Origin of the sequence: Paenibacillus sinopodophylli, assembly GCF_005930355.1 — a bacterium.
Taxonomy (GTDB): domain Bacteria; phylum Bacillota; class Bacilli; order Paenibacillales; family Paenibacillaceae; genus Pristimantibacillus; species Pristimantibacillus sinopodophylli.
Genome location: NZ_VDBO01000001.1, coordinates 356,052 through 378,219, shown reverse-complemented (window position 1 = coordinate 378,219; position 22,168 = coordinate 356,052). Strand labels below are relative to the sequence as shown.

Here is a 22,168-nt window from a genome sequence, read left to right as displayed (position 1 = left end):
CCCCACCTTATGTATTTTCTCTAATCTATAACCTTTATCGGTAAGTCACAGCTTTATGTTTATGCCTATGTCAGGTTGTCTAACATAAGTGATTAAAACACAAAAAAATCGTTGCCGAATCAACCTCCATTCGGCAACGATCGTTGAAATCTTCGATTTATGACAGATTGCTGTAATCCATATAAAGAGACTCTGCGGCTGTTCGAGCCAAGTCGCGCGCCTGCTCTACAGTTGATGCCGAGCTAAGTGCAACAGCCATCCGTCTTCCTAATTTTGTTTCTGGTTTTCCAAACACACGCACCTGTGTATTAGGTACAGAAAGTGCTTCTTCGATACCGCCTATGCGGAAATCGACAGTTTCTCTGTCAGCCTTCAACGTATGTGATGCACCAGGCGTCAACAGCCTGATCGTCGGAATCGGAAATCCCAATATTGCCCTAACATGAAGGGCAAATTCCGATAGATCCTGCGTAACCATCGTTACCATGCCTGTATCATGAGGACGCGGTGAAACCTCGCTAAATAACACACCATCTTTCGTAATAAACAACTCTACTCCATAAATACCATAGCCGCCAAGCTCATCTGTAATGCGAAGGGCAATCGATTCTGCTTGCTCGATTTGTTCGAGCGTCATCGCATGAGGCTGCCAGGATTCAATATAATCGCCGTCCTTCTGCACATGGCCAATAGGCGGGCAATAGCTTGTCCCCGATACCGAGCGTACAGTAAGCAGCGTAATCTCAGATTCAAAGGTTACGAAGCCCTCCACAATAATACGCTGTTTCTTAGCACGCCCGCCTTCCATTGCATAGCTCCAGCAAGCTTCAAGCTCAGCTTCAGATCGGCATACACTTTGCCCTTTGCCTGATGAGCTCATGATGGGTTTAATGACACACGGGAATCCAAGTACTGCTGCAGCCTCGCGCAGCTCTTCCAATGAATCTGCGAAACGATACGGCGCTGTCGGCAGCTTTAACGTTTCTGCAGCCAGCCTTCGAATGCCTTCTCTATCCATCGTAAGCCACGCGGCGCGAGCCGTCGGAATGACACGATGTCCTTCCTTCTCAAGCTCGCGAAGTGTTTCGGTGGCAATCGCTTCAATCTCTGGCACGATGAAGTCTGGCTTTTCCTGCTCTATAATTCTACGCAGCTCCGCGCCGTTCAGCATATCAGTCGTGTAGCTGCGATGAGCAACCTGCATGGCTGGCGCATGCTCATAACGGTCCACAGCAATCGTCTCAACTCCAAGGCGCTGTGCCTCAATCACAACTTCCTTGCCTAGCTCTCCTGAACCTAGCAGCAGCAGCTTGCGAGCGTTCGTTGTTAAGGGTGATCCATACATAAAGAAAAAGAACCTCCTGGATGCAAACCATAATCGCTGTACGCCTTTAAGGACGATACCAACGCTTTGGTTCGTTTTTCCTTCCATTGTGGAGGTTCTCTCTTCAAAAATCAACTATTTTATGCGGCTATTCTACAAATAACGATATTGGGCTTCAATTAATCCATTATATACACCGCGTTTGGCAATCAACGCTTCATGATTCCCTTGCTCCACGATTTGGCCATGATCAAGTACAATAATTTCATCTGCATGGCGAATCGTCGACAAACGGTGAGCAATCATGAACGATGTGCGTCCTGCAAGCAATATTTTGAGCGCTTCTTGAATCTTAAGCTCTGTTTCCGTATCAATACTGGCTGTCGCTTCATCCAGTATGAGAATTTGCGGATCAGCCAGCAAAGCCCGTGCGAATGACAGTAGCTGGCGCTGGCCCATAGACAGCACATTTCCGCGCTCCTCAACCTGCGTATCGTAGCCGTCTGGCAATTCCATAATGAAATCATGCGCATTCACGGCTTGAGCCGCTTTGACGATGTCTGCATCGGATGCATCCAATCGTCCATAACGTATGTTGTCTCTGATTGTCCCGGCGAATATAAAAGTATCCTGCAAGACAATCCCGACTTGTGAGCGTAAGCTCTCAATCGTTACGTCGCGAATATCAATGCCATCGATCAGCACACGTCCCTGGACAGGATCGTAAAATCGGCATAGCAGATTGATTATCGTGCTTTTGCCAGACCCTGTATGGCCTACAAGCGCAATCGATTGGCCTGCTTTCACATCAATAGTGACGTCCTTCAGAGCTGGCCTGCCCTTCTCATACTCGAACACGATATGATCAAACTTCACTGCACCTTTAATTTTGGGAAGCGGCTTCGCCTCGTTCAGCTCGCCAACCGTCGGCTCCTCATCAATAAATTCAAATATTCGTTCAGAGGATGCCATAGCAATCAATAGCTGGGAATACATTTGACCAAGCCTATTAATCGGGTCCCAGAAATTCCCTATATACTGGGCGTAGCCGACCAGAACGCCAATCGTAATGGCTTCTGATTGAATAAGATGAGCGCCGTACCAGAACAGAATAAACGTTCCGATCGCGGATGTAATCTCAATTATGGGACCAAACGCTTGGTTGAGCGCCGATGCTTTGTTCCACGATTGCACATTCACCGTATTCATTTGATTGAAGAAGCTCATATTGTCCTTTTCTTGCACATAAGCCTGCGTAACCTTCATGCCTTGAATACTTTCATTCAAATGAGAATTGATACGTGATTGCTTAATTCGCACATCCTGCCAAGCGAAGCGAATTCTTTTGCGCAGCGTCGTTGATACCAGAAACATTAACGGCACGGTAATCATAACAGCGAGTCCGAGCTTGAAGTTCCATGCAAGCAGGATGATAACGATACCGAACAGCTGTACACAGTCCATCAGCAAGTTGACGACACCATTCGTGAACAGATCCTGAAGCGCATTGACGTCATTCGTCACCCGTACGAGCACGGAGCCTGCTGGTCTTTTGTCATAGAAGCGGAAGCTGAGCTTCTGAATATGCTGGAATAGATGATTCCTGAGGTCATAAATGACCTTCTGACCAATAATATTCGTATATTTGATGCGATAAGTATTCGATGCCCATTGGACAATGTACAAGACGAGCATGATGCTCGCGATGATAAGAAGCTTAGGTACGCTTGTTTCCCCATTTGCGGGTGCTATCGCTTCATCAATTGCCAATATGACAAGTGCCGGTACCCCTAGCCGGGTTGCCGTGCCTAGAATCATCATCCAGATCACAGGCATTAATTCCTTGGAATAAGGCTTCATATACATGTACAATCGACGCAATTGACCCCAGTTAAAAGGTTTTTCAATCAGCTCGTCATCTTGATAGATGAAGCGTTCGTTTTTGTTGTTAGCCTTTGATTTGACGCTGCTCATTAGACGGTACTCCCTTTCCGATCATGCGCCTCCGCGGCCAGTGCTGCATCATCAAGCGGATAATCCGCATATTGAATGTTGTAGGTATCTCTATATGGACCTTGCTGTGTGATTAGCTGCGCATGTGATCCGCGTTGAACAACATGACCTTTGTCAAGAACGATGATCTCGTCCGCATGTCTAAGCGATGATATACGGTGCGCAATGATAAATGTCGTGCGACCTGCCATCAATTCCTTGAAGCCAGCTTGGATCTCATGCTCAGTTTCCATATCTACAGCACTAGTGGCGTCATCCAGAATAAGAATACGCGGGTTTTTGATCAGCGCTCTTGCAATTGCGATCCGCTGCTTCTGTCCACCCGATAAGCCCATTCCTCTCTCGCCTACGATCGTATCGTAGCCAAGTGGCAGCTCCATAATGAAATCATGTGCATTGGAGAGCTTAGCTGCATATTCAATTTGCGCAGGTGTGACGTCTCGGACGCCATAAGCGATATTGTCGCGAATCGATGCCGAGAATAGGAAGGTTTCCTGGAAAACCGGTGCAATCAAGCGGCGCAGGCTGGCAACGTCAAGATTGCGAATATCGATACCATCAAGAGTGATCGTACCCTTCTTCACATTATAGGCACGCATCAGCAGTTGGATAATCGTTGACTTTCCAGCTCCGGTCGCCCCAAGTAATCCGATTACCGAGCCTTCAGGAGCATCGATGTTCAGATTCGTGACAGCAGGTAATTTGTCTGGGTAATGGAAGGTAACATCATTGAAGCGCACATGACCTTTTGATGTCTCACTATTAACCTCAATCGCGGCCTCTTCATTTTTCACATGGACATGCTCTGTGAGCAATTCAAGAACGCGCTCACCTGAAGCTTTGAACTGTGTGTAGTTATTAATATGGAAGCCAAGCCCCCACATCGGACCGATAATGTACCAGATTAAACTGAAAAAGGCTACGAATTCGCCAAGCTGCAGCGAATTGTTAATGACGAGTATGCCGCCTGCTACGAGAAGAATAACTGCACTTAAGTTAGCTACAAGCTCCATCACGGGAAAATATTTGGCCCAGATCTTGGCAGCGCCGACCTGATTCGTCTGATAAGCTTCGCTGCGAATCGAGAATTTCGACACCTCATGCGATTCGCGGGCAAACGACTTTACTGTGCGAACACCCGTAATATTCTCTTGGACGGCTGTTGTTAGATTACTCATCGCTTGACGCATCTCGCGAAATGCTGGATGAATGTTTTTCTCGAACTTAATGGCTGTGAAACCAAGCAAAGGAATCGTGACAAGCGTAATTAACGTTAGCTGCCAATGGATCGAGAACATCATAGCACCGCCAAATACAATCATCAGCACCATATTCAAAATTTGTGCAAAGCCAAAACCGATAAAGTTGCGAATCGCTTCCAAATCAGCCGTTAAACGAGACATGAGATCGCCTGTCTTCGCTTTGTCATAGTATTGAAAGGACAACGTTTGCAGCTTGTCGTACAAAGCATTGCGCAGCCGAAATGCAACTTTATTGCCCAGCCTGCCGCCAAAAAAACCGTGTAAAAACTGCATAAAGCCCTTAAAGCTTACGACCCCGACTACCGTGAAAGCAAGCATCGGCACCAACTCGAATTTTCTTGGCCTAATAACATCATCAATGAGGTAGCGCAGCAAATTCGGATAGACAAGTCCGAGTGCTGTAGCGCACATTAAGCAAAATATAGATGAGAACAAATACTTTCGCTCCGCCCAATAAAATGCTTTTAACTGCCTTAATACGTCCAAGTAATTCCATCTCCCCGTTGCTATATTGTTAGTATGAATGAATATTATCAGCATCCCGAAATGCGAGCAAACAGGATACGAATTCATATAGCTGTATGAATCAGCTAATAGCCGCGATATGGAAATTGGAAGCGGTTAATGCTCCCAAATAGTCCTAAATCGTGACAGATATGTGCCAATTGCTCACTTTTTGCACAGAAACACACAAAAATTAAAAAAGCTTTTGCAGGTCCAAGCGGCACCCGCAAAAGCATTCAGCTATTAATGCGATAGGTATATTCATATCCTTTAACAAAAAGAGATGAATGGATAGGTTGTAACCTTATAGATGAATTAATTGCTTATAAAGCTCGTTAAGCTCGGCTAGATCCGCGTTTCCTGCAAGTGAGCTGCGCTTGCCGCTTTCGTAGGCAAGCATGTCTTCTTGCAGTTGATTGGCTGCCTGCTCCGCCGCACGACTCCATATCTGTTCATAGAGCTGCGTCCAAGCAGCGGTTTGTTCAGTCATCCAGCCGTTCAAGGAAGGTGCGAGCAGCGTCTCAAGCTCCTTGCGAAGCAGCGTCTTGCCTTCGCCTTCAAAGAAATGGCGCGGTGATTTGAACCGGCTCCATAGCAGCTTCACTTCCACAGATTCAGCTTCCCATGCGTCTGGCTGCTCAGGTGTAGGAAGAGAAGCCGCTGAATAAGGGACAGCGCTGTATGCAGCTATTGTTGATTCAAGCCGCTGCGCGTAACTTGCATATTGCTTCTGGAGCTGCGTATGAATCCCGCGCTCCATTCGCAGGGAAGTTGCCAGCATTTCTTGAGATAGCTCAAGCTGAACAAGGCGCTGAAGCTCAAGCCATGATGTCCAGATTGCCTTCTTCAAGTCACGCCCGTCATCCTGCAGGGACGCTGGGTTAAAGGCGAAGTTGTAGAACTCGCCGAAGCGATATTGTATCCGCTGAACGACATAATATAACAGCTCACTTAGCTCTTGCTTCAGCTGTTCAGGCAATACACCTGATTGCAAAGCCTCAATATCTTGTTTCGCTGACTGCACGGCCTGCTTTAGATCATGAAGCTCTGCTTCTCTAGTAGTAGCATCGCCTTCCGCGCTTCTCAGCCAACCGGAAACGGTTGACAATGCACGCTTCAAGTCCTGCTCCGCCGCTTGAGCGGCAAGTCTGCCAAGATCATTCTGTATGAAGGATAAGAATGATTGCTCGAATGCCTCAATTCCAGAGCGTTTCACCAGCTCGGCGTTCCCGTCTGTCTTACCGTCAAGCGCCTGCAGACTTGATACAGGGAACAGTCTAGGAGACCGTATTGCATGCTGAAGCAAATTGGTTTCTACATGCTTCAATACGCCTGCGAGCTCTGCTTCGTCCGCTGCGAGGTCAGCCGCGTTCACAAGGAAGAACATTTTATCCAGCTCGAATTGATCCTTAACCCGCCCAAGCTGCATTAAGAATTGACGATCCGCTTGTGAGAAAGCATGGTTATAATAAGTTACGAACAGAACGGCATCCGCGTTTTTGATGTAATTGAAGGCAACACCAGTATGTCTGGCATTGACCGAGTCAGCACCAGGCGTATCCACGAGCACGATGCCCTGCGCAGTAAGCTCGCAGTCGTAATGGAGCTCGATCTCGCTCACGAAGCATGAGCGGGATTCTTCTGCAACATAGCGCTCATACTCCGCTTGGTCCACAGAGAGCTGCTGTCCAAGCAGCGGCTCATGCATAGCCCAGCCTGCGCGGGCTGCGCGCAGGAAGCTGAAATGCGGGCGGCCGCCTGCCCCGATGGAATCGGGAGTCAAGCGGTCAATCGCCCGCATGAGCGCTGCGGCATCCGGCAATTGGTCGATGCCGGCTTTCTCTCCGAGCAGCGCCAAGGAGTAGCGCACGTCGTCCTCGACTGCGGCGCGCGACTTCATGACGATGCGCGCCGTGCCATGGCCGTGCTCCGCCGTAGGCGGCACGAGCCGGTTGATCGCCGCCGTCGTCGGATTAGGCGATACCGGCAGCACCGGTTCGCCGATCAGCGCGTTCGCGAGCGATGATTTTCCGGCGCTGAAGGCGCCGAACAACGCGATGGTGAAGCGGCTGTCCTGCAGCCGCTTCGCCTTATCGCGCATCGCGTGCGCGGCAGCAGCCAGCGCTGCATGCGGCGCGAGCAGCTCCGCCGCGCTCGCTAAGCGCGCGGCTGCGCCATGCTGCTGCGCAAGCGCGGCTCCGCCCGCTAGCGCGCCAGCTCCCGCGCGGCGCGGCGCACCCGCCGCCGCGCGCCCGCCCCTGCTTGCCAGCGGCGCTTCGCTCGCCGCTGCAGCAGCTCCGGCGGCCTCAGTCGCCGCCTGCGCTGCAGTGCCTGCCCCAGCCGCTGCGCGCGGCGCGGGCAAAGCCGGCCTAGCCGGCACTTCAGGCAGCGCTGCAGCAAGCCGCGCCTGATGCTCCGCAGCTCGCTTCGCCATCGCAGCGAGCGCCTCAAGAGCACCAGCCTGCGCGCGGAGCGCTGCAAGCTGTGCCTGTGCATCCGCAGCGGCTGAATCGCCTACCGCGGCAGCATGATCCGCCAGCGCGTCGATCAATACTAACGCCCGCTGGCGATAAACAGCCTTCACATCCGCGGCAAGGTCGCGGCTGAAGGTCATTGTATATTCATTGTTGATGACCGCACCGCCCTTCACCCGTGCGATGAGCCATTCCGAATCGGGAACCCAGCCAAGACTTTGCGCCATGCCCGTTTCCAGCACCTCACCGTCGAAATCTGCTCGTTCAGCTTCTGTTCGAAGCAGGTGCTTCACATGCCAGTCTATAGATGCATTAATTAGACTATTCAATTCCTCACTGAATGCGGTCAATCTCCGTTCTTGCTCCGCAGCCGTTTTGGCAGCTGCGAACAAAAGCCCGGCTTTAAAGCCCGGTTTCCTGCTCTCAAGAAAAGACTGTGCCAGGTCTCGCAAGCCAGCCGGTGTAATATTCGCGTTGTCGAGCAATGACTGCAGCTCTTTGCGAAGCTGCGCACGGTATACCTCTTTTTGGTCCGCGATTTGTGCAATGAGCTGCTTTAGACGATCCATCTCGGCAGTAACAAGAGCAGCAGCCTCTTCCCCGCCAGCTTCCTCAATCAATCGCTCTCGCTTCGGCTCCGCTTCAAGTTCGCTCCATTTCAAGTGGCCTGCTGCCAGATGCCGCAGTGATGCGTCTACACTGTAGATGCATAGTGGCTCACGAATCTTCTGCAGCCCATTAAGCAAATCGAGCAGCTGATCCCATTCCTGATGCGGATGCGTAGGTTCACGCAATGACAAATAAACGATTCCTGCCGGCTCCAAATGCCAAGCATGAAACGCATCCTCTACGCTTTGGCGGTAGCTTGCGAAAGACAGCTCACGATCGCGATGCTTATCAATCTGATTCACAATGAAATATAATGGCTTGCCCCAATCCTTCAACTGCTTCGCGAAAGCGAAGTTAATTTCGGATTGCACATGATTATAATCCATCACATAGAAAACCACATCTGCCAAATGCAGCGCCGATTCTGTAGCCATGCGATGAGCATCATCCGTTGAATCGATTCCCGGCGTATCGAGCAGAACCGTGTGGTCTCCCAATTGTTCACTAGGATATACGATCGAAACGGAAGTAAATTGCTCACCATCTACACAATAGCGGTCAAGCTCTTCAATCGCTACTTCTGCTTGCGTAGCAACACCATCTTTAATCGTCTCGACAGCAGCATAAGCCCGCTCTCCGCCGCGAATAGATACAACGTTCGCGCTTGTTGGAATCGGACTTGATGGCAGCAGCTTTGTACCACATAGGCGATTAATCAAAGTTGATTTCCCTGCCGAAAAATGTCCACAAAAAGCGACAGTAAGCCGACCTTCGGTCAGCTTACTGTTCAGCTCCTGTGCTTGCTTTGCATGTAATGTATCTCCTGCAGCGGCCATTAAGCCCGCTGCCTCGGATATAGCTCCCGCTATGCTTTGCACCGTTATTTCAGTCATCTGTTTCTCCTTAGACGGCTTGCTCTTCTTCAGACGGCAGGCAAATTTCGAATACGTTGCCGTGCTGCAAAATCATAATGTTACGCTCTTTGTCACGCATAACGACAACCTCAGGCTTAACGCGCATACGCTCGATGTATTGATCAGGAACGTCTCCTGAACCACTTACTGTAATGCCTTCTACAACGATATCCTCGTTTTCTTCTGGTGGAGACTCAAGCACTTGCTCATAAATATCGGAAAAAAGCTCAAAGTTTTTTGTGTATACGGAAATACAGTTCATCGTCATCATCCTTTATTAGCTATTTTAGGTTTCATAGGCTTATTTTTGGTTTTAAAGCCTGGCTTCATACGTTGTTTTCCTTCTTTGCACGAATCAAGCAGCGGACAAATCGGACACTGCGGGCTTTGTGCTTTGCAATGATAGCGGCCAAAAAAGATGAGCCTATGGTGAGTCAAAGTCCATTCCTCGCGCGGTACGAGTTTCATAAGCTTCTTCTCAACCTCTAGAACTGAATCATCAGGCTTCGCAAACCCTAACCGCTTTGTTACACGATCCACGTGCGTATCAACTGCGATAGCAGGTACGCCAAATGCGTTTGACATGACTACATTCGCCGTTTTTCTTCCTACACCTGGCAGCTCAGTCAGACCATCATGGCTCTCCGGTACTTTACCGTCATATTTATCGATAACGATACGGCACAGCTTCTGAATGTTAGAAGCCTTGCTTCGAAACAATCCGATGCGGCGAATATCCTGCTCCAGCTCCTCAAGCGGAACGCTCAAATAATCCTCCGGCCGCTTATATTTCTCAAATAAGCCTACCGTCACTTTATTGACCGTTTCATCCGTGCATTGCGCTGACAGCAGCACGGCTATCGTAAGCTCAAACGGATTGCTATGGTTCAGCTCGCAGTGTGCATCTGGAAACATTTCCGCAATGATATCCAGTACATGACGCATTTTCTGCTTCGTGCTCATCGTCCTCTCCCCTAATCAAACACTATCGTTCAAAGTGTAGCGAAAATTGTCACGCTTCGCAACCGTAATCAAGCATATTCTATAAAAAAACTGCCCATATGGGCAGTTTTTTCACAAAATATAAATATCTCATCCTAAATATGGCTTCTTTTCACTTCTTCTACGGTTTGACCACTGCAATTGCAAAATTTCTAAAGCCATAAATGGTAATCGCATCTCCAGCTTTGAAAGCCGTTGCAGCCGTTACATTTCCATTATAGAAATATTTCGTATTGCTGTTTACATTGAAGTAATTGCGGTTATCGGCATCGGATACCTTCTCTGTCCAAATCTGTGCTGTCGCCAAATTGTAAGTAGTGAAGATACGGCTCTCTCCAACAGCAACTGAAATTTGTGTCTTGCTGCCATCAAACTTCTGCACCTCTACATAATCACCAACTGCTATAAGAGTAGTCGTGTTGTTCTGTGAAGCACCTTTTATTGCAGTAAAACCCCCATCTACATTATAGACGACTGTTTGGCCTACAAGGTCTATAACGGTTACGCTGCTTGCAGACACAGCTTGTACCCTTCCGAAAGTAGCGGCTACCGTACGTGCTGTTACCGCTTGTTTTCCGACAAAGTTAACATTAATTAAAGTACCTGGCGTAATTTGATCAACTGTAAGTTTGGCTCCTGCCTCATTAACCAATTCTGTGTTCCCTACGGACAGATCAAATGCAGTTGTCGTTGCATTTTTCACACGCAGCTTCTTGCCCACTGAATCAATCGTCAGCACTTCGTATTGTGTAGTAGCATGACTTTTGATTGTTGCTACTTTATCCTGGCTGCTGTTTAGCTCAAGTGTCAGCAAATCGCCAGCCTTCAAGTCGCTGAGTGCTGCATTTGCTATAACAGGGTGCTCAACAATAGCATTACTATAAGGCAACGAAACCGAAGCACCATTATCAAGCTTGACCGTTAATAAGTTTGTTGAAGCATTCATAGACACCAATTGACCCGTATACTTCGTTACGAACTGAAGCGATACGATCGCATTTCCGGTATACGAGATCACAATTTTGCGATTCTGTGTTAACAAATTGGTTGCGGAAGATAATGAAATTTGATTGCCGCTGTATTCAATTCTCGTTTTATCCGTGAAATATAATGCCTGTGCATTTCCACCTGACGCATCTACAACCGTCAATAGCTTTTTGTCATAAACGAAACTGGCAATTTGTGCACCCGCTAATGATTTCACATTACGGTTCACAACTTTTATTTTCGTGACTTTATCCGCATCATTTAATGTAAGCTCTACTTCGTCTGCTTCCTTTATCAGATCGCCAACAGTTGCTTCGGTCAATCCTTCTATTTCCAACGTCACCGTATCCGCCATGAATTTAGATACAAGCGCAGTTCCCTGCATAATCGTAATAAGCTCACCATCTGTGCCGTAGAAGGTACCTTTCGCACTTGTAGCCGACGCTTGCGAAGCAGCTACGACTTTAATTGCAAGCGGTTTTTCACGAAATGAATCCTGAGTGATGGTAATTGGACTATCTGTTTTAATAGATGACAAAGCAAGTGCTTTACCATCTGTGTCAACAACGGAAAGCAAGTCGTTATAGTAAACTTCAACCAAGTCATCATTGTCCCAAACATAAATTTTCTTCTCGTTTGCTACCACGCGACCAAGCGTTCCAGAAACCGTACTCGTGTACACTTTATCGCCATTTACTTCAACGTACTGTGCCTTGCCGTCTTTTGCGATGAGCGTCACGTCGCCATACTCAAGTAGCTGCTGTTTTGTAATAGGAATCTCCGTATTGTAATGATAGAAGAGCGTATCCGCATCAAGCGTGTACGTTGTTTCTTTCTTGTCGTGATAAATGGTTAGCGCTGTATCCGTCAATCTGGAAATTACTCCATTTACTTGACCTTCGTATGCGACAGGGTACTGCTTCTCTGCTCTGCTGAACATTGTAGCGAGGCTTGCCCGCGTTACATTCGCTTTCGGATCAAATTTCACGGCAGTTACACCTTTTACAAGATCAAGCTTTGCTGCCAGGTTGATATAGCCTTTGTAGAGTGAATTAATTTGAGATGCATCCGAGAAGCTAGATGCTGTATTCTGAAGATCCAATGCCTCCTGCTTCTGGCCGATTGCACGTACCATAAGCTTCGTTACCCACTCACGCGAGGCTGGCTTTGTTCCCCATGCAATCTTCGTATCCTTTGAAGCCAGCTCATATTCTTCTTGTTGATCAAGCAGCCCTTCCTCAAAGGCAAGCATAACATAGGACTTAAAGAAAGCACTTACCGAAAAGGATGTAGGAAAACCGATAATCGCATCTTGATCTGCTTGTTTATCTAGACCAGCGAATCGCAATGCCATAAGCACAGCTTCCTGTTGACTGACATTTTCACTTGGGCGGAAAACAAAGGTACCATTCGTTGTTGTATTGCCTTCAATAATTTTCTGCAACGCTAGTTTAGCAATATGCTTCTCTGCCCAGTGTCCACTCGCTACGTCTTTGAATGGTGTGGTAAGCGTAGCTGCTGATACGTAGCTATGAGTTGTCGGAATGATTACGCCGCTTCCTGCTACTAGTGAAAAAGCGATGGCTCCAATTAAAATTTTTCTGCCTGCAAATTTCTTGCTCATAAACTTATAATCCCCCTGATAATCAAGTAGTTTTAAGCAGAACGGCTCCGCTGCCCTACTGAGAGGTACGGAGCGAAGCCATTTGAACACTTATTTATTATTCTTTCAACATCGGATGCTCCAGTTCAACGTGACCCATTAACGTATCAATCTCTGCACCGTCAACTAATAGCTGAATGGACTTAACGAATTCGAATTGAAACAGTGTCTGCTTGAGTGTTTCAATAACGATACTCTCGCCTGGCGCGCCGAGTCTCGCTTCGTCAGGCAAATGAATATCAAGGGTAACGAGCCCTTCTTCCAGTATTACGGATTTAACTTCAATCGGTTTCCACAATGCTACAGCTTCTCCAGCAGCGTCCTTCTGAAGCTCCGCTATGGCTGCTGCAACCAAATCAGCTTCTGTCTCGTAAGATAATTTAACTGTCTGCTCGATTGTTTCAGTAAGCTCGGCATCGGTTAAGTAAATAGCAGCATCGATTACGTTCGTTACGGCTGTCGGCTCTGGAGATGGAGACGGTGATACCGTCTCTGTAGCTGCGCCACCTTGATTATTGCTAGGCTTATCTTGAACGCCGCACCCTGCAAGCACAGCAGATAAAACCATGACAACAAGCAGCCCGCGTGCTTTGAATCGTTTCATCACACTGAACACCAGCTTTCTATTTCACTTTTAAATATTCCTTGATGCCAGCAACAAGCTCAGCTGCGATACGATTCTGTGCTGCATCATCATACAGCATTTTCACATCATTCGTATTAGACAAAAATCCAGCCTCGATTAACACAGCAGGCATTGTCGTTTGCTTAATAACCTTATAAGCTTCCTTCTTTACTCCGCGATCTTTAATTTTAGTAGCCGCAATCAAACGTTTGTGAATTACGGCAGCCAAAGCTTTACTATTGTCTTTGTAATAGTAGGTCTCAGCACCCGTTGCTGTCGCTGGCCCTTTATTGGCATGGATAGAAATAAATAAGTCCGCTTTGAGATTCTCAGCAAATTTCACACGATCATCCAGAGACGGATACGTATCGCCTGTTCTCGTAAAGTGAGCTTTGATCTTCGTTTCTTTATCTAGCAGAGCTTTCATTTTGAGCGCGACGCTTAAATTAAACTCTTTCTCCCATTTGTTCGTAATACTCGAAGCACCAGGATCCGTTCCTCCATGTCCGGGATCGATGACAATATTGAACACATCTTTGGACGGTGGCGGATCTGTTGGAATAACAACAACTGGGGGCTCAACTGGAATGGTTGGGTCAACAGGAACATCTGTAAGAGCCATAAACTTCAATTGGAATGTACCGACATCCTCAGTCAGTACGTAACCGGTATCGTTACTAATCTCAATAACTAATCGAACGGTTGACGGCGTATTCGAAAACAACGAATATCTAACCTTTTGCAAATAAGTGCTGTCAGTTACATCAATAACGGCTTGGCCGTTCACAAGTGTAATGAATCCCGTATTCGGGAAGTCAAATACGACTCGTTTAGGATTGTCTAACAGCAAGGGCTTGTTCGCTTTCATTGTGCCCTCATAGCTCATGGTCAGCGTACTGTCACCATTGTATGCCACATCGGTAACAAGCGCTGTTGGCACGACTGGCTCTGCTGGTTCAATAGGATCGACAGGTTCAGACAGATGCTCATACATATGTACTTCTTTCGCGGTATTGTTCCATTCGACATCTAGACCGAATTGTTCACCGATGAAGCGAAGTGGAACTAATGCATTGCCTTTAATAATAGCAACTGACGTGTCCATTAGAACCGTCTTGTCATTCACGAGGGCCGTCTTGTCATTGTACTTGAGCTTTATGACATTCGTACCGTGCGTAACCGTTGCCGCTTTCGACGTATTGTCCCATTGGATCTGATAACCTAATCCTTCGGATATCGTCCGAACAGGTACAACGGTAAACTTGTCAATAATTTGCGGATTAGCGGCTGACGTTAACAGCTTGCCATTCAAAAAAAGCTTTGGGACGACCTCTGCAGCTTGTCCTACAGTGGCGAACATCGTGAAAAATAACGACATAAACAACAACATGGACACAAATCTTTTCATTTCCCACCTCGATGACTGAAATTGCCCGCATCGAATGAGTGCATTCGACTTTTACAGACGCAAATATAGACGCAGCTTGTCAGAAAAAGTTGCGTGAAAAGGAAAAAAGAGGACAAATCACTCACACGAGTCGATTTGTCCTCTTTCCATTCACGTATTAAACCAAACGTGCGATATGTTTTTGCTCGTAAGCCGTAATTTTGTCTTCATGCTGAAGCGTTAATCCGATATCATCGAGTCCTTGAAGAAGGAATTGACGGCGATGCTCATCAAGATCAAAGTTAATCGTCAGACCATGATCATCAGAAAGCTGTTTGTTCTCAAGATCAACCTTCAGCGTATAGCCCTCATGTTTAGCCGTACGTTGGAAGATTTCTTCCACTTGCTCTTCGCTAAGCTTGATCGGCAGAATGCCATTCTTAAAGCAGTTGTTATAAAAGATATCTGCATATGATGGAGCGATAATGACTTGGTAGCCGTAGTCTAGAATCGCCCATGGAGCATGCTCACGAGATGATCCACAACCAAAGTTCGCACGGGATACGAGTACAGAAGCACCCTCGTAGCGCGGTTTGTTCGGTTCGAATTCAGCGTTTACTTCGCCGTCCTCGTGAAAGCGCCATTCGAAAAATAGATATTGACCGAAGCCGCTGCGCTCAATGCGCTTCAAAAATTGTTTAGGTATGATTGCATCAGTGTCGACATTGACCCGGTCGACCGGGGCGACGATGCCTGTAAGTTGTTTAAACGGTTCCATATCGGTTATACCCCTCTCTCGCGTTCAATTAGTTCAACACTTCGGATTTAATTTCCCAATCACGCACATCGTGGAAATGACCTTTAACAGCTGCAGCAACAGCCATTGCAGGCGATACAAGATGCGTACGTCCTCCACGGCCTTGGCGACCCTCGAAGTTACGGTTAGACGTTGATGCGCAGCGCTCGCCTGGTTTTAATACGTCAGGGTTCATCGCTAGGCACATCGAGCAACCAGCATCACGCCATTCAAATCCTGCTTCAGTAAAGATTTTGTCGAGTCCTTCTTTTTCCGCTTGAATTTTCACGCGGCCTGAGCCTGGAACGACAATAGCTGTTACACGGTCGCTGACCTTGTAGCCTCTAGCGATCTCTGCTGCTGCACGCAAATCTTCAATACGGCCATTCGTACATGAACCGATAAATACATAATCGATTGCAATTTCGTTCATAGGTGTGCCTGGTTTAAGATCCATATAATCAAGCGCCGCATCAGCAGCTTTGCGCTCGTTTTCTGTCGGAAGATCAGCTGGGAATGGTACTTTAGCCGTAATGTTCGTACCCATCCCTGGGCTAGTTCCCCAAGTCACTTGCGGAATAAGAGCATCTACGTCGAAGTCCACAACCGTATCGTATACAGCACCTTCGTCAGTTGTAAGTTGTTTCCACGCTTCTACAGCTTCATCGAAGCTAGCTGGTGCATATTGACGACCGCGAAGGTAGTTGAAAGTCGTTTCGTCTGGTGCAATTAGACCAGCGCGAGCGCCCGCTTCAATGGACATGTTGCAAACCGTCATACGTTCTTCCATCGTCAAGCTTGTAATGGCTTCACCAGTAAACTCGATAACATAGCCTGTAGCAAAGTCTGTTCCGTATTGCGCAATAACACCCAGAATCAAATCCTTGGCTGTCACGCCTGGCTTGCGTGTTCCGTTGAAGCGAACCTCAAGCGTTTTTGCTTTCGATTGCTGCAAGCATTGCGTTGCCATAACGTGCTCAACCTCACTCGTACCAATACCGAATGCCAATGCGCCAAAAGCACCGTGTGTCGATGTATGGCTGTCGCCACAAACGATTGTTTTACCTGGATGTGTAAGACCAAGCTCAGGTCCCATAACGTGCACAACACCTTGGTCGATGCTGTCTAGATCAAACAACGTTACGCCAAAATCTTTACAGTTTTGTGTAAGCGTGTCGATCTGCTGTTTCGAGATTGGATCCGTAATGTTGAAGCGATCCTTAGTAGGTACGTTATGATCCATCGTTGCGAAAGTAAGATCCGGGCGACGCACTTTGCGGCCGGATAGACGTAAGCCCTCAAATGCTTGCGGCGACGTTACTTCGTGAACGAGCTGCAAATCGATATAAATAACGCTTGGCTTACCTTCTTCTTGATGAATGACGTGATTGTCCCAAATCTTCTCAAACATTGTCTTTTTCGTCATTATATTCACCCCATCGTTTCGTTAAATCTTCTGCGTTTCTTAACTGAACTTACTATAGCATTTCTTTCTTCATTGATCCAAGATATAATATCTATAACGTCTATAGGTAATAACTATAATGGCAGTTTCCCATCAAAAAATTTAATAAAGGAGATTAGATATGGAGCTCAGACAGCTTAATTATGTCATTCAAATTGCGTTAGAGAAAAACTTCTCGCGTGCAGCGGAGAAGCTGCATATTGCACAGCCGTCATTAAGTCAACAGCTATCCAAGCTGGAACAGGAGCTCGGCGTCCTACTATTTCGCAGAACGACTAACTCCGTCGAGCTTACGCAGGCTGGACAGGTTTTTGTGGGCAAATCACAAGCGATATTAGACGCCGTTGAGCAGCTCAAACAGGAAATGGACGATATGGCACAGATGCGCCGCGGTCGTCTAGTCGTCGGAACGCTGCCTATTACAGGCTCACATATTCTCCCTATGGTGCTGCCCGTATTTGGAGAGCAATATCCACAAATCGAAGTCGTGCTGGTCGAGGATACAACGAATAAGCTTGAACAACTCACTGCGAGCGGCGGTACCGATCTCAGCTTGCTCTCTCTACCTTTAATTGACAGTTCTCTCGCATGGGAGCCTTTTCTAGAAGAAGAAATTTGTCTTGCGGTGCCGCCAAACCATCATTTGATGAATAGAGAAGGCCCTATCGATATTTCCGAACTTGAAGAAGAACCGTTCATCGGACTAAAGAGAGGTCAAGGGTTCAGGCAGATTACGGTTGATCTATGCGAAAAAGCCGGCTTCTCACCACGCATTGTGTTCGAGAGCAGTAACATGGAGACGATTCAATCCTTAGTGGCAGGCGGCATGGGAATAGCCTTTGTCCCGCAAATGCTTACACGGGTCAAAGGCTCGCAATTCGCTCCTAGGTACCTGTCTTTATTGCAGAAGCCGACAAGAACACTTGTTATTGCCAGTCGCAAAGGCCGCTATTTATCGAAAGCATCCGTAGCATTCATTCGCACCTTGAATAAAACTATAAGCAATTATCCATAATTACGCTTCATAGATTGCAGGTCTGCGATCTTCAAATACTGGAATTTTCGAACGTACAGAGTCAACGAGCGACAGATCAATTTCGGCGTAAAGAATTGTTTCTTCTTCTCCAGCCTCGGCAATTGTTTCTCCCCAAGGATCAAGCACGAGTGAATGTCCGAAAAAGTTTGTCTCGCCGCTTGTTCCCATCCGGTTGCATGCAATGACGAACATTTGATTCTCAATTGCGCGCGCAGTCAGCAGCGTCTTCCAATGATGCAGGCGCGGATGCGGCCACTCTGCAGGCACGAACAGCAGCTTGGCTCCTTCCAGCGCCAGCTTTCTGGCAAGCTCAGGGAAACGAATATCATAGCATATCATCATTCCTGCGTCTGCTCCTTCGACCTCAAACCTTCCTAGCTTGTCACCTGCTGCCAAATACTTTTCTTCATCCATTAGGCGGAATAAATGTATTTTCGAATAATCGGCAATGACCTGCCCGCTGCGATTGAACGCATAAATCGTATTGTATACGTCATCCCCCTTTTGTTCAGCTACCGAGCCTCCAATAATGTGAACCTGATGCTGTTTGCTGAACGCAGATAGAAACGTTTTTGTACGCTCTCCCTCATGATCTGCAATCGATTTAATTTCTTTGAGCGCGTATCCTGTGTTCCACATTTCTGGAAACATAATAATATCCGGCTTGTTAGCTTGGCTGACCGCCTCTTCCAGCATGCTTCCGAGCTTAGTGAAATTAGCTTCTGGATTCCCTGCCTCTATGTTCATTTGCAGCAATGCGAGCCGCAATGGTTGACTCATCGTTAGTTGCCTCCCATGGTTGTATTTTCCCTAATGATACCTTGTCATGGATTTGTGTCAAGATGGGAAACGTAACAACAAGGAATGACTACTTTGTTTCAAAAAGGAGAATGTTTATGATGTTATCAAAACGAATAGCCGCCATGCTGCTCGCATGCTGCTCGCTCTTCCTGTTTGCACAGCTTGCTTCCGCTCACTCCGAACACGGCGCTCACCGTGCAACTAGTACCGAAACGGGCTTAAAGCCCGTGCAAGTGTTCGACGTAACCGCCGGCAAAGTTGTCAAAACGGTTCCGAACGATGCGCAGTACCAAAGCTTTGCCTCCTCCTGGGTCAATTCAATCAGCGGGCTCGCACCACAGGTTACCAATGATGAGAGCTGCAGCTATGTTTACCGTATTCCTTTAGCGAAACCTGTCACGATTAAATCGAATGATGTAGTTGTTACGTCTGACGATTTGTTTCTCTTCTATTGCAAGGACAAACCACCGATTCTGCTCGTATTTGATGAGAAACGCAGACCGTACTTGTTCCTGTTCAAAGCAGACATTAAGCCGTTTATTCAAAAGGTTGGCATTCCTGCTTCATAGGAATCCGCTTCTCAACGCCCTTCATTCATGCTACATTTAAGCTATTGTCTAATATAGATAGCGATATTGTGATGTGGAGCGTGAGGGAATGGAAACACAAATTGGTCAACACCTTATTCAACCTGCAGATCGGATGAACGGTCTTCCGACGCAATTTTTTGCCAAGCTGGTCGCCAAAGCTAACGCTCAAACGGCCAAAGGACGCGATGTAATCAATTTGGGACAAGGCAATCCGGACCAGCCGACCCCTCCCCATATTGTAGCCAAGCTTCAAGAAGCAGCGGCTAATCCGTTATACCACAAGTATCCTCCTTTCAGCGGCTATCCTTTTCTGAAGGAAGCTGTTGCGAAGCGTTACAAGGAGGATTACAACGTCGATGTCGATCCGACGACTGAGGTTGCTATCCTTTTCGGCGGAAAAACCGGTTTAGTCGAAATCAGTCAATGCCTGCTAAACCCTGGTGATGTGTGCCTTGTCCCTGACCCAGGCTATCCTGATTATTGGTCAGGTGTCGCGCTTGCTGGAGCTGAGATGGCATTCATGCCATTAACCGAGCAGAATAACTATTTGCCCAATTATGAGGCAATCAGTCCTGAGCTTGCTGAGCGTGCAAAGCTCATGTTTATGAATTACCCGAACAATCCGACAGGTGCTGTCGCAAGTGCTGAATTCTATGAAGAAACAGTGAAATATGCAGAGAAGCATGGCATCGTCGTTGCAAGCGATTTTGCTTATGGCGCAATCGGCTTCGATGGACATAAGCCAATTAGCTTTTTGCAGACGCCTGGTGCCAAAGAGGTTGGAATTGAGTTTTATACGCTGTCCAAAACCTATAACATGGCAGGCTGGCGTGTAGGCTTTGCAATCGGGAATGCACAAATTATCAGGCTGATCAATTTGATTCAGGACCATTATTATTGCAGTCTTTTCGGAGGCATTCAAGAAGCAGCTGCACTTGCTCTTACTGGGCCTCAGGATTGCGTTGCAGATCTCCGCGCCATGTACGAGAGCCGTCGTGAAGCTTTGTTTACCGCACTCGATCGCATCGGTTGGAAGGCTGTACGTCCGGGAGGATCATTCTTCTGTTGGCTTCCCGTACCTGCGGGGTATACATCTGAATCATTCGCTGACCTCCTGCTTCAAGAAGCAGATGTCGTTGTGGCTCCAGGGGTAGGCTTTGGCACTCATGGAGAAGGCTTTGTTCGGCTCGGATTGCTTACCTCCGAAGCGAGGCTTCAGGAAGCTGTTGAACGGATTGGCAAGCTCAATTTGTTCTAAGCGGAACCCCGCTATTGCCTTGCTTTACAGCAGCAGATGATCATGTTATGCTTGTAGGAATTGAACATGAACGTGATGACGGGACAAGTAAGCAAGAAGGGTCGCGATCAGAGAGTAAATTCCATGGGCTGCGAGAATTTACCGAAGGCCGCTTGCTGAACCTACCTCCGAGCGGCCGGCTATGAACCGGACAGCGCCTTCTGTTATAGGCTTAAGCTGGATAACCCCTTGTATAAGCCGGGTTGTCAACAAAGGTGGTACCGCGGAAGCTAAGACTTTCGTCCTTTATGGACGGAAGTCTTTTTTGTCGTCATGAAACAAGCATAGGATGGGATAAGATGACGGAACGTGTAGTCGTAAAAATTGGCAGCAGCTCCCTTACTTCTGAGGAAGGCGGCTTGAATCGCGAGCGCATTCAATACTTCACTTCGGAGCTTGCCTCTCTGCATAAGAAAGGCAGCAGCGTGATGCTTGTCACCTCGGGAGCAGTCGCAGCAGGCTTCCGACAAATCGGATATGCAACGAAACCAAAAATTGTACACGAGAAGCAAGCGGCAGCAGCCGTTGGGCAAGCGCTGCTAATGCAGGCTTACCAGGAAGCCTTCAATGGCTATGGTATCGTCGCCGCTCAAATCTTGCTTACCCGTGCTGACTTCTCCAACAGACGCCGTATCCAAAACGCGTTGATGACCATCGAAGAGCTGCTTCGTCTCGGCATCATTCCGATCATTAATGAGAATGATACAGTCGCGACGGATGAGCTTGTCCCTAAATTTGGAGACAATGACAGCTTATCCGCGCTTGTTGCAGCTATGACTAAAGCAGCTAAGCTCGTAATCATAACTGATATGGATGGCTTGTATACGGAGGATCCTCGGAAAAACCCACAAGCTGTCAAGATCGAACGGGTTGATCAAATTTCCGAGGATATTATGAAGGTAGCTGGCGGTGCAGGCTCCTCCGTTGGTACAGGTGGCATGCGTTCCAAAATCGAAGCAGCACGTATCGCGATGCGCGGCGGCGTGCATGCTTTCATCGGAAAGGTGCAGCAGGAAGGTGATTTATCCTTGGCAGTGGATGGCGTTGGCCGCGGTACTTATTTCGATACGAAGCTTAACAGTCTTCCAATGAAGAAGCAGTGGCTTGGTTTTCATTCCATACCCCTTGGCCGAGCGACGATAGATGATGGTGCAGCCCATGCTTTGCTAGAAGGCGGAAAAAGCTTGCTTCCTGCTGGTGTCAAGGAAGTTCAAGGCGAGTTCCTGCCTGGCGATGTTATCGAAGTTTCGAATCCGCAAGGCGAGATTATCGGCCGCGGGGTCGTCAACTACGCGGCTTGGCAGATCCAAGCTGTCGCAGGTCTTACTACTGAAGAAGTGAAACGCAGAATCGATGTTTCACGCATCGAATTTATTCATCGCGATGAGTGGATTTCATTAAAATAATAAGGGGGCTTAC

Annotated in this window: 16 protein-coding genes; 4 read left to right on the top strand and 12 right to left on the bottom strand. The window is 47.6% G+C overall.

Annotated features, from left to right (window positions below):
• Positions 1 to 157: 157 nt before the first annotated feature.
• The 11 genes from purT to leuC all read right to left on the bottom strand — a co-directional run bounded on the left by purT (position 158) and on the right by leuC (position 16,986).
• On the bottom strand, positions 158 to 1,345 hold the full coding sequence (gene purT, locus FGT79_RS01475) for a formate-dependent phosphoribosylglycinamide formyltransferase (RefSeq protein ID WP_138752884.1): 1,188 nt from the start codon (positions 1,343 to 1,345) through the stop codon (positions 158 to 160).
• Positions 1,346 to 1,477: 132 nt separating this feature from the next.
• The gene (locus FGT79_RS01470) at positions 1,478 to 3,298 is read right to left on the bottom strand and encodes an ABC transporter ATP-binding protein (RefSeq protein ID WP_138751016.1); all 1,821 of its coding nucleotides are present in this window, start codon (positions 3,296 to 3,298) and stop codon (positions 1,478 to 1,480) included.
• On the bottom strand, positions 3,298 to 5,085 hold the full coding sequence (locus FGT79_RS01465) for an ABC transporter ATP-binding protein (protein ID WP_138751015.1): 1,788 nt from the start codon (positions 5,083 to 5,085) through the stop codon (positions 3,298 to 3,300). Before FGT79_RS01465 ends, FGT79_RS01470 begins: the two co-directional genes overlap by 1 nt.
• Before the next feature lie 322 nt (positions 5,086 to 5,407).
• Positions 5,408 to 9,079 carry a dynamin family protein gene (locus FGT79_RS01460; RefSeq protein WP_138751014.1) on the bottom strand — a complete coding sequence of 1,224 codons (3,672 nt, stop codon included), beginning with the start codon at positions 9,077 to 9,079 and terminating at the stop codon, positions 5,408 to 5,410.
• A 10-nt stretch (positions 9,080 to 9,089) separates the two neighbouring features.
• The gene (locus FGT79_RS01455; protein WP_138751013.1) at positions 9,090 to 9,362 is read right to left on the bottom strand and encodes an NAD/NADP transhydrogenase alpha subunit; all 273 of its coding nucleotides are present in this window, start codon (positions 9,360 to 9,362) and stop codon (positions 9,090 to 9,092) included.
• Between the two features lie 5 nt (positions 9,363 to 9,367).
• A complete protein-coding gene (nth, locus tag FGT79_RS01450; RefSeq protein WP_138751012.1) occupies positions 9,368 to 10,063 on the bottom strand; it encodes an endonuclease III in 696 nt (231 codons plus the stop codon).
• A gap of 160 nt (positions 10,064 to 10,223) precedes the next feature.
• Positions 10,224 to 12,713, bottom strand: coding sequence for an S-layer homology domain-containing protein (locus FGT79_RS01445; protein ID WP_138751011.1), 2,490 nt, complete (start codon positions 12,711 to 12,713; stop codon positions 10,224 to 10,226).
• Positions 12,714 to 12,810: 97 nt separating this feature from the next.
• The gene (locus FGT79_RS01440) at positions 12,811 to 13,356 is read right to left on the bottom strand and encodes a GerMN domain-containing protein (protein ID WP_138751010.1); all 546 of its coding nucleotides are present in this window, start codon (positions 13,354 to 13,356) and stop codon (positions 12,811 to 12,813) included.
• 19 nt (positions 13,357 to 13,375) lie between these two features.
• Complete coding sequence (locus FGT79_RS01435; protein ID WP_138751009.1) at positions 13,376 to 14,785, bottom strand: N-acetylmuramoyl-L-alanine amidase; 1,410 nt, start codon at positions 14,783 to 14,785, stop codon at positions 13,376 to 13,378.
• 157 nt (positions 14,786 to 14,942) lie between these two features.
• Positions 14,943 to 15,542, bottom strand: coding sequence for a 3-isopropylmalate dehydratase small subunit (gene leuD, locus FGT79_RS01430; RefSeq protein WP_138751008.1), 600 nt, complete (start codon positions 15,540 to 15,542; stop codon positions 14,943 to 14,945).
• A gap of 28 nt (positions 15,543 to 15,570) precedes the next feature.
• Complete coding sequence (leuC, locus tag FGT79_RS01425; RefSeq protein ID WP_138751007.1) at positions 15,571 to 16,986, bottom strand: 3-isopropylmalate dehydratase large subunit; 1,416 nt, start codon at positions 16,984 to 16,986, stop codon at positions 15,571 to 15,573.
• Positions 16,987 to 17,146: 160 nt separating this feature from the next.
• Between leuC and FGT79_RS01420 the strand changes: the two genes are divergently transcribed.
• Positions 17,147 to 18,040: a LysR family transcriptional regulator gene (locus FGT79_RS01420; RefSeq protein WP_138751006.1), complete on the top strand. Its 894-nt coding sequence runs from the start codon at positions 17,147 to 17,149 to the stop codon at positions 18,038 to 18,040.
• Here the strand turns inward: FGT79_RS01420 and FGT79_RS01415 are convergent, their stop codons facing one another.
• Positions 18,041 to 18,841, bottom strand: coding sequence for a carbon-nitrogen family hydrolase (locus tag FGT79_RS01415; protein WP_138751005.1), 801 nt, complete (start codon positions 18,839 to 18,841; stop codon positions 18,041 to 18,043). It lies immediately after the preceding gene.
• 116 nt (positions 18,842 to 18,957) lie between these two features.
• Here FGT79_RS01415 and FGT79_RS01410 point away from each other — a divergent pair, with 116 nt between their 5' ends.
• From FGT79_RS01410 to proB, 3 genes are all read left to right on the top strand, one after another.
• Entirely contained in the window at positions 18,958 to 19,431 is a 474-nt protein-coding gene (locus FGT79_RS01410) for a hypothetical protein (RefSeq protein WP_246096085.1), read from the top strand.
• 88 nt (positions 19,432 to 19,519) lie between these two features.
• Entirely contained in the window at positions 19,520 to 20,710 is a 1,191-nt protein-coding gene (locus FGT79_RS01405; protein ID WP_138751004.1) for a pyridoxal phosphate-dependent aminotransferase, read from the top strand.
• A 338-nt stretch (positions 20,711 to 21,048) separates the two neighbouring features.
• On the top strand, positions 21,049 to 22,155 hold the full coding sequence (gene proB, locus FGT79_RS01400; RefSeq protein WP_138751003.1) for a glutamate 5-kinase: 1,107 nt from the start codon (positions 21,049 to 21,051) through the stop codon (positions 22,153 to 22,155).
• The last annotated feature ends 13 nt before the right edge of the window (positions 22,156 to 22,168 follow it).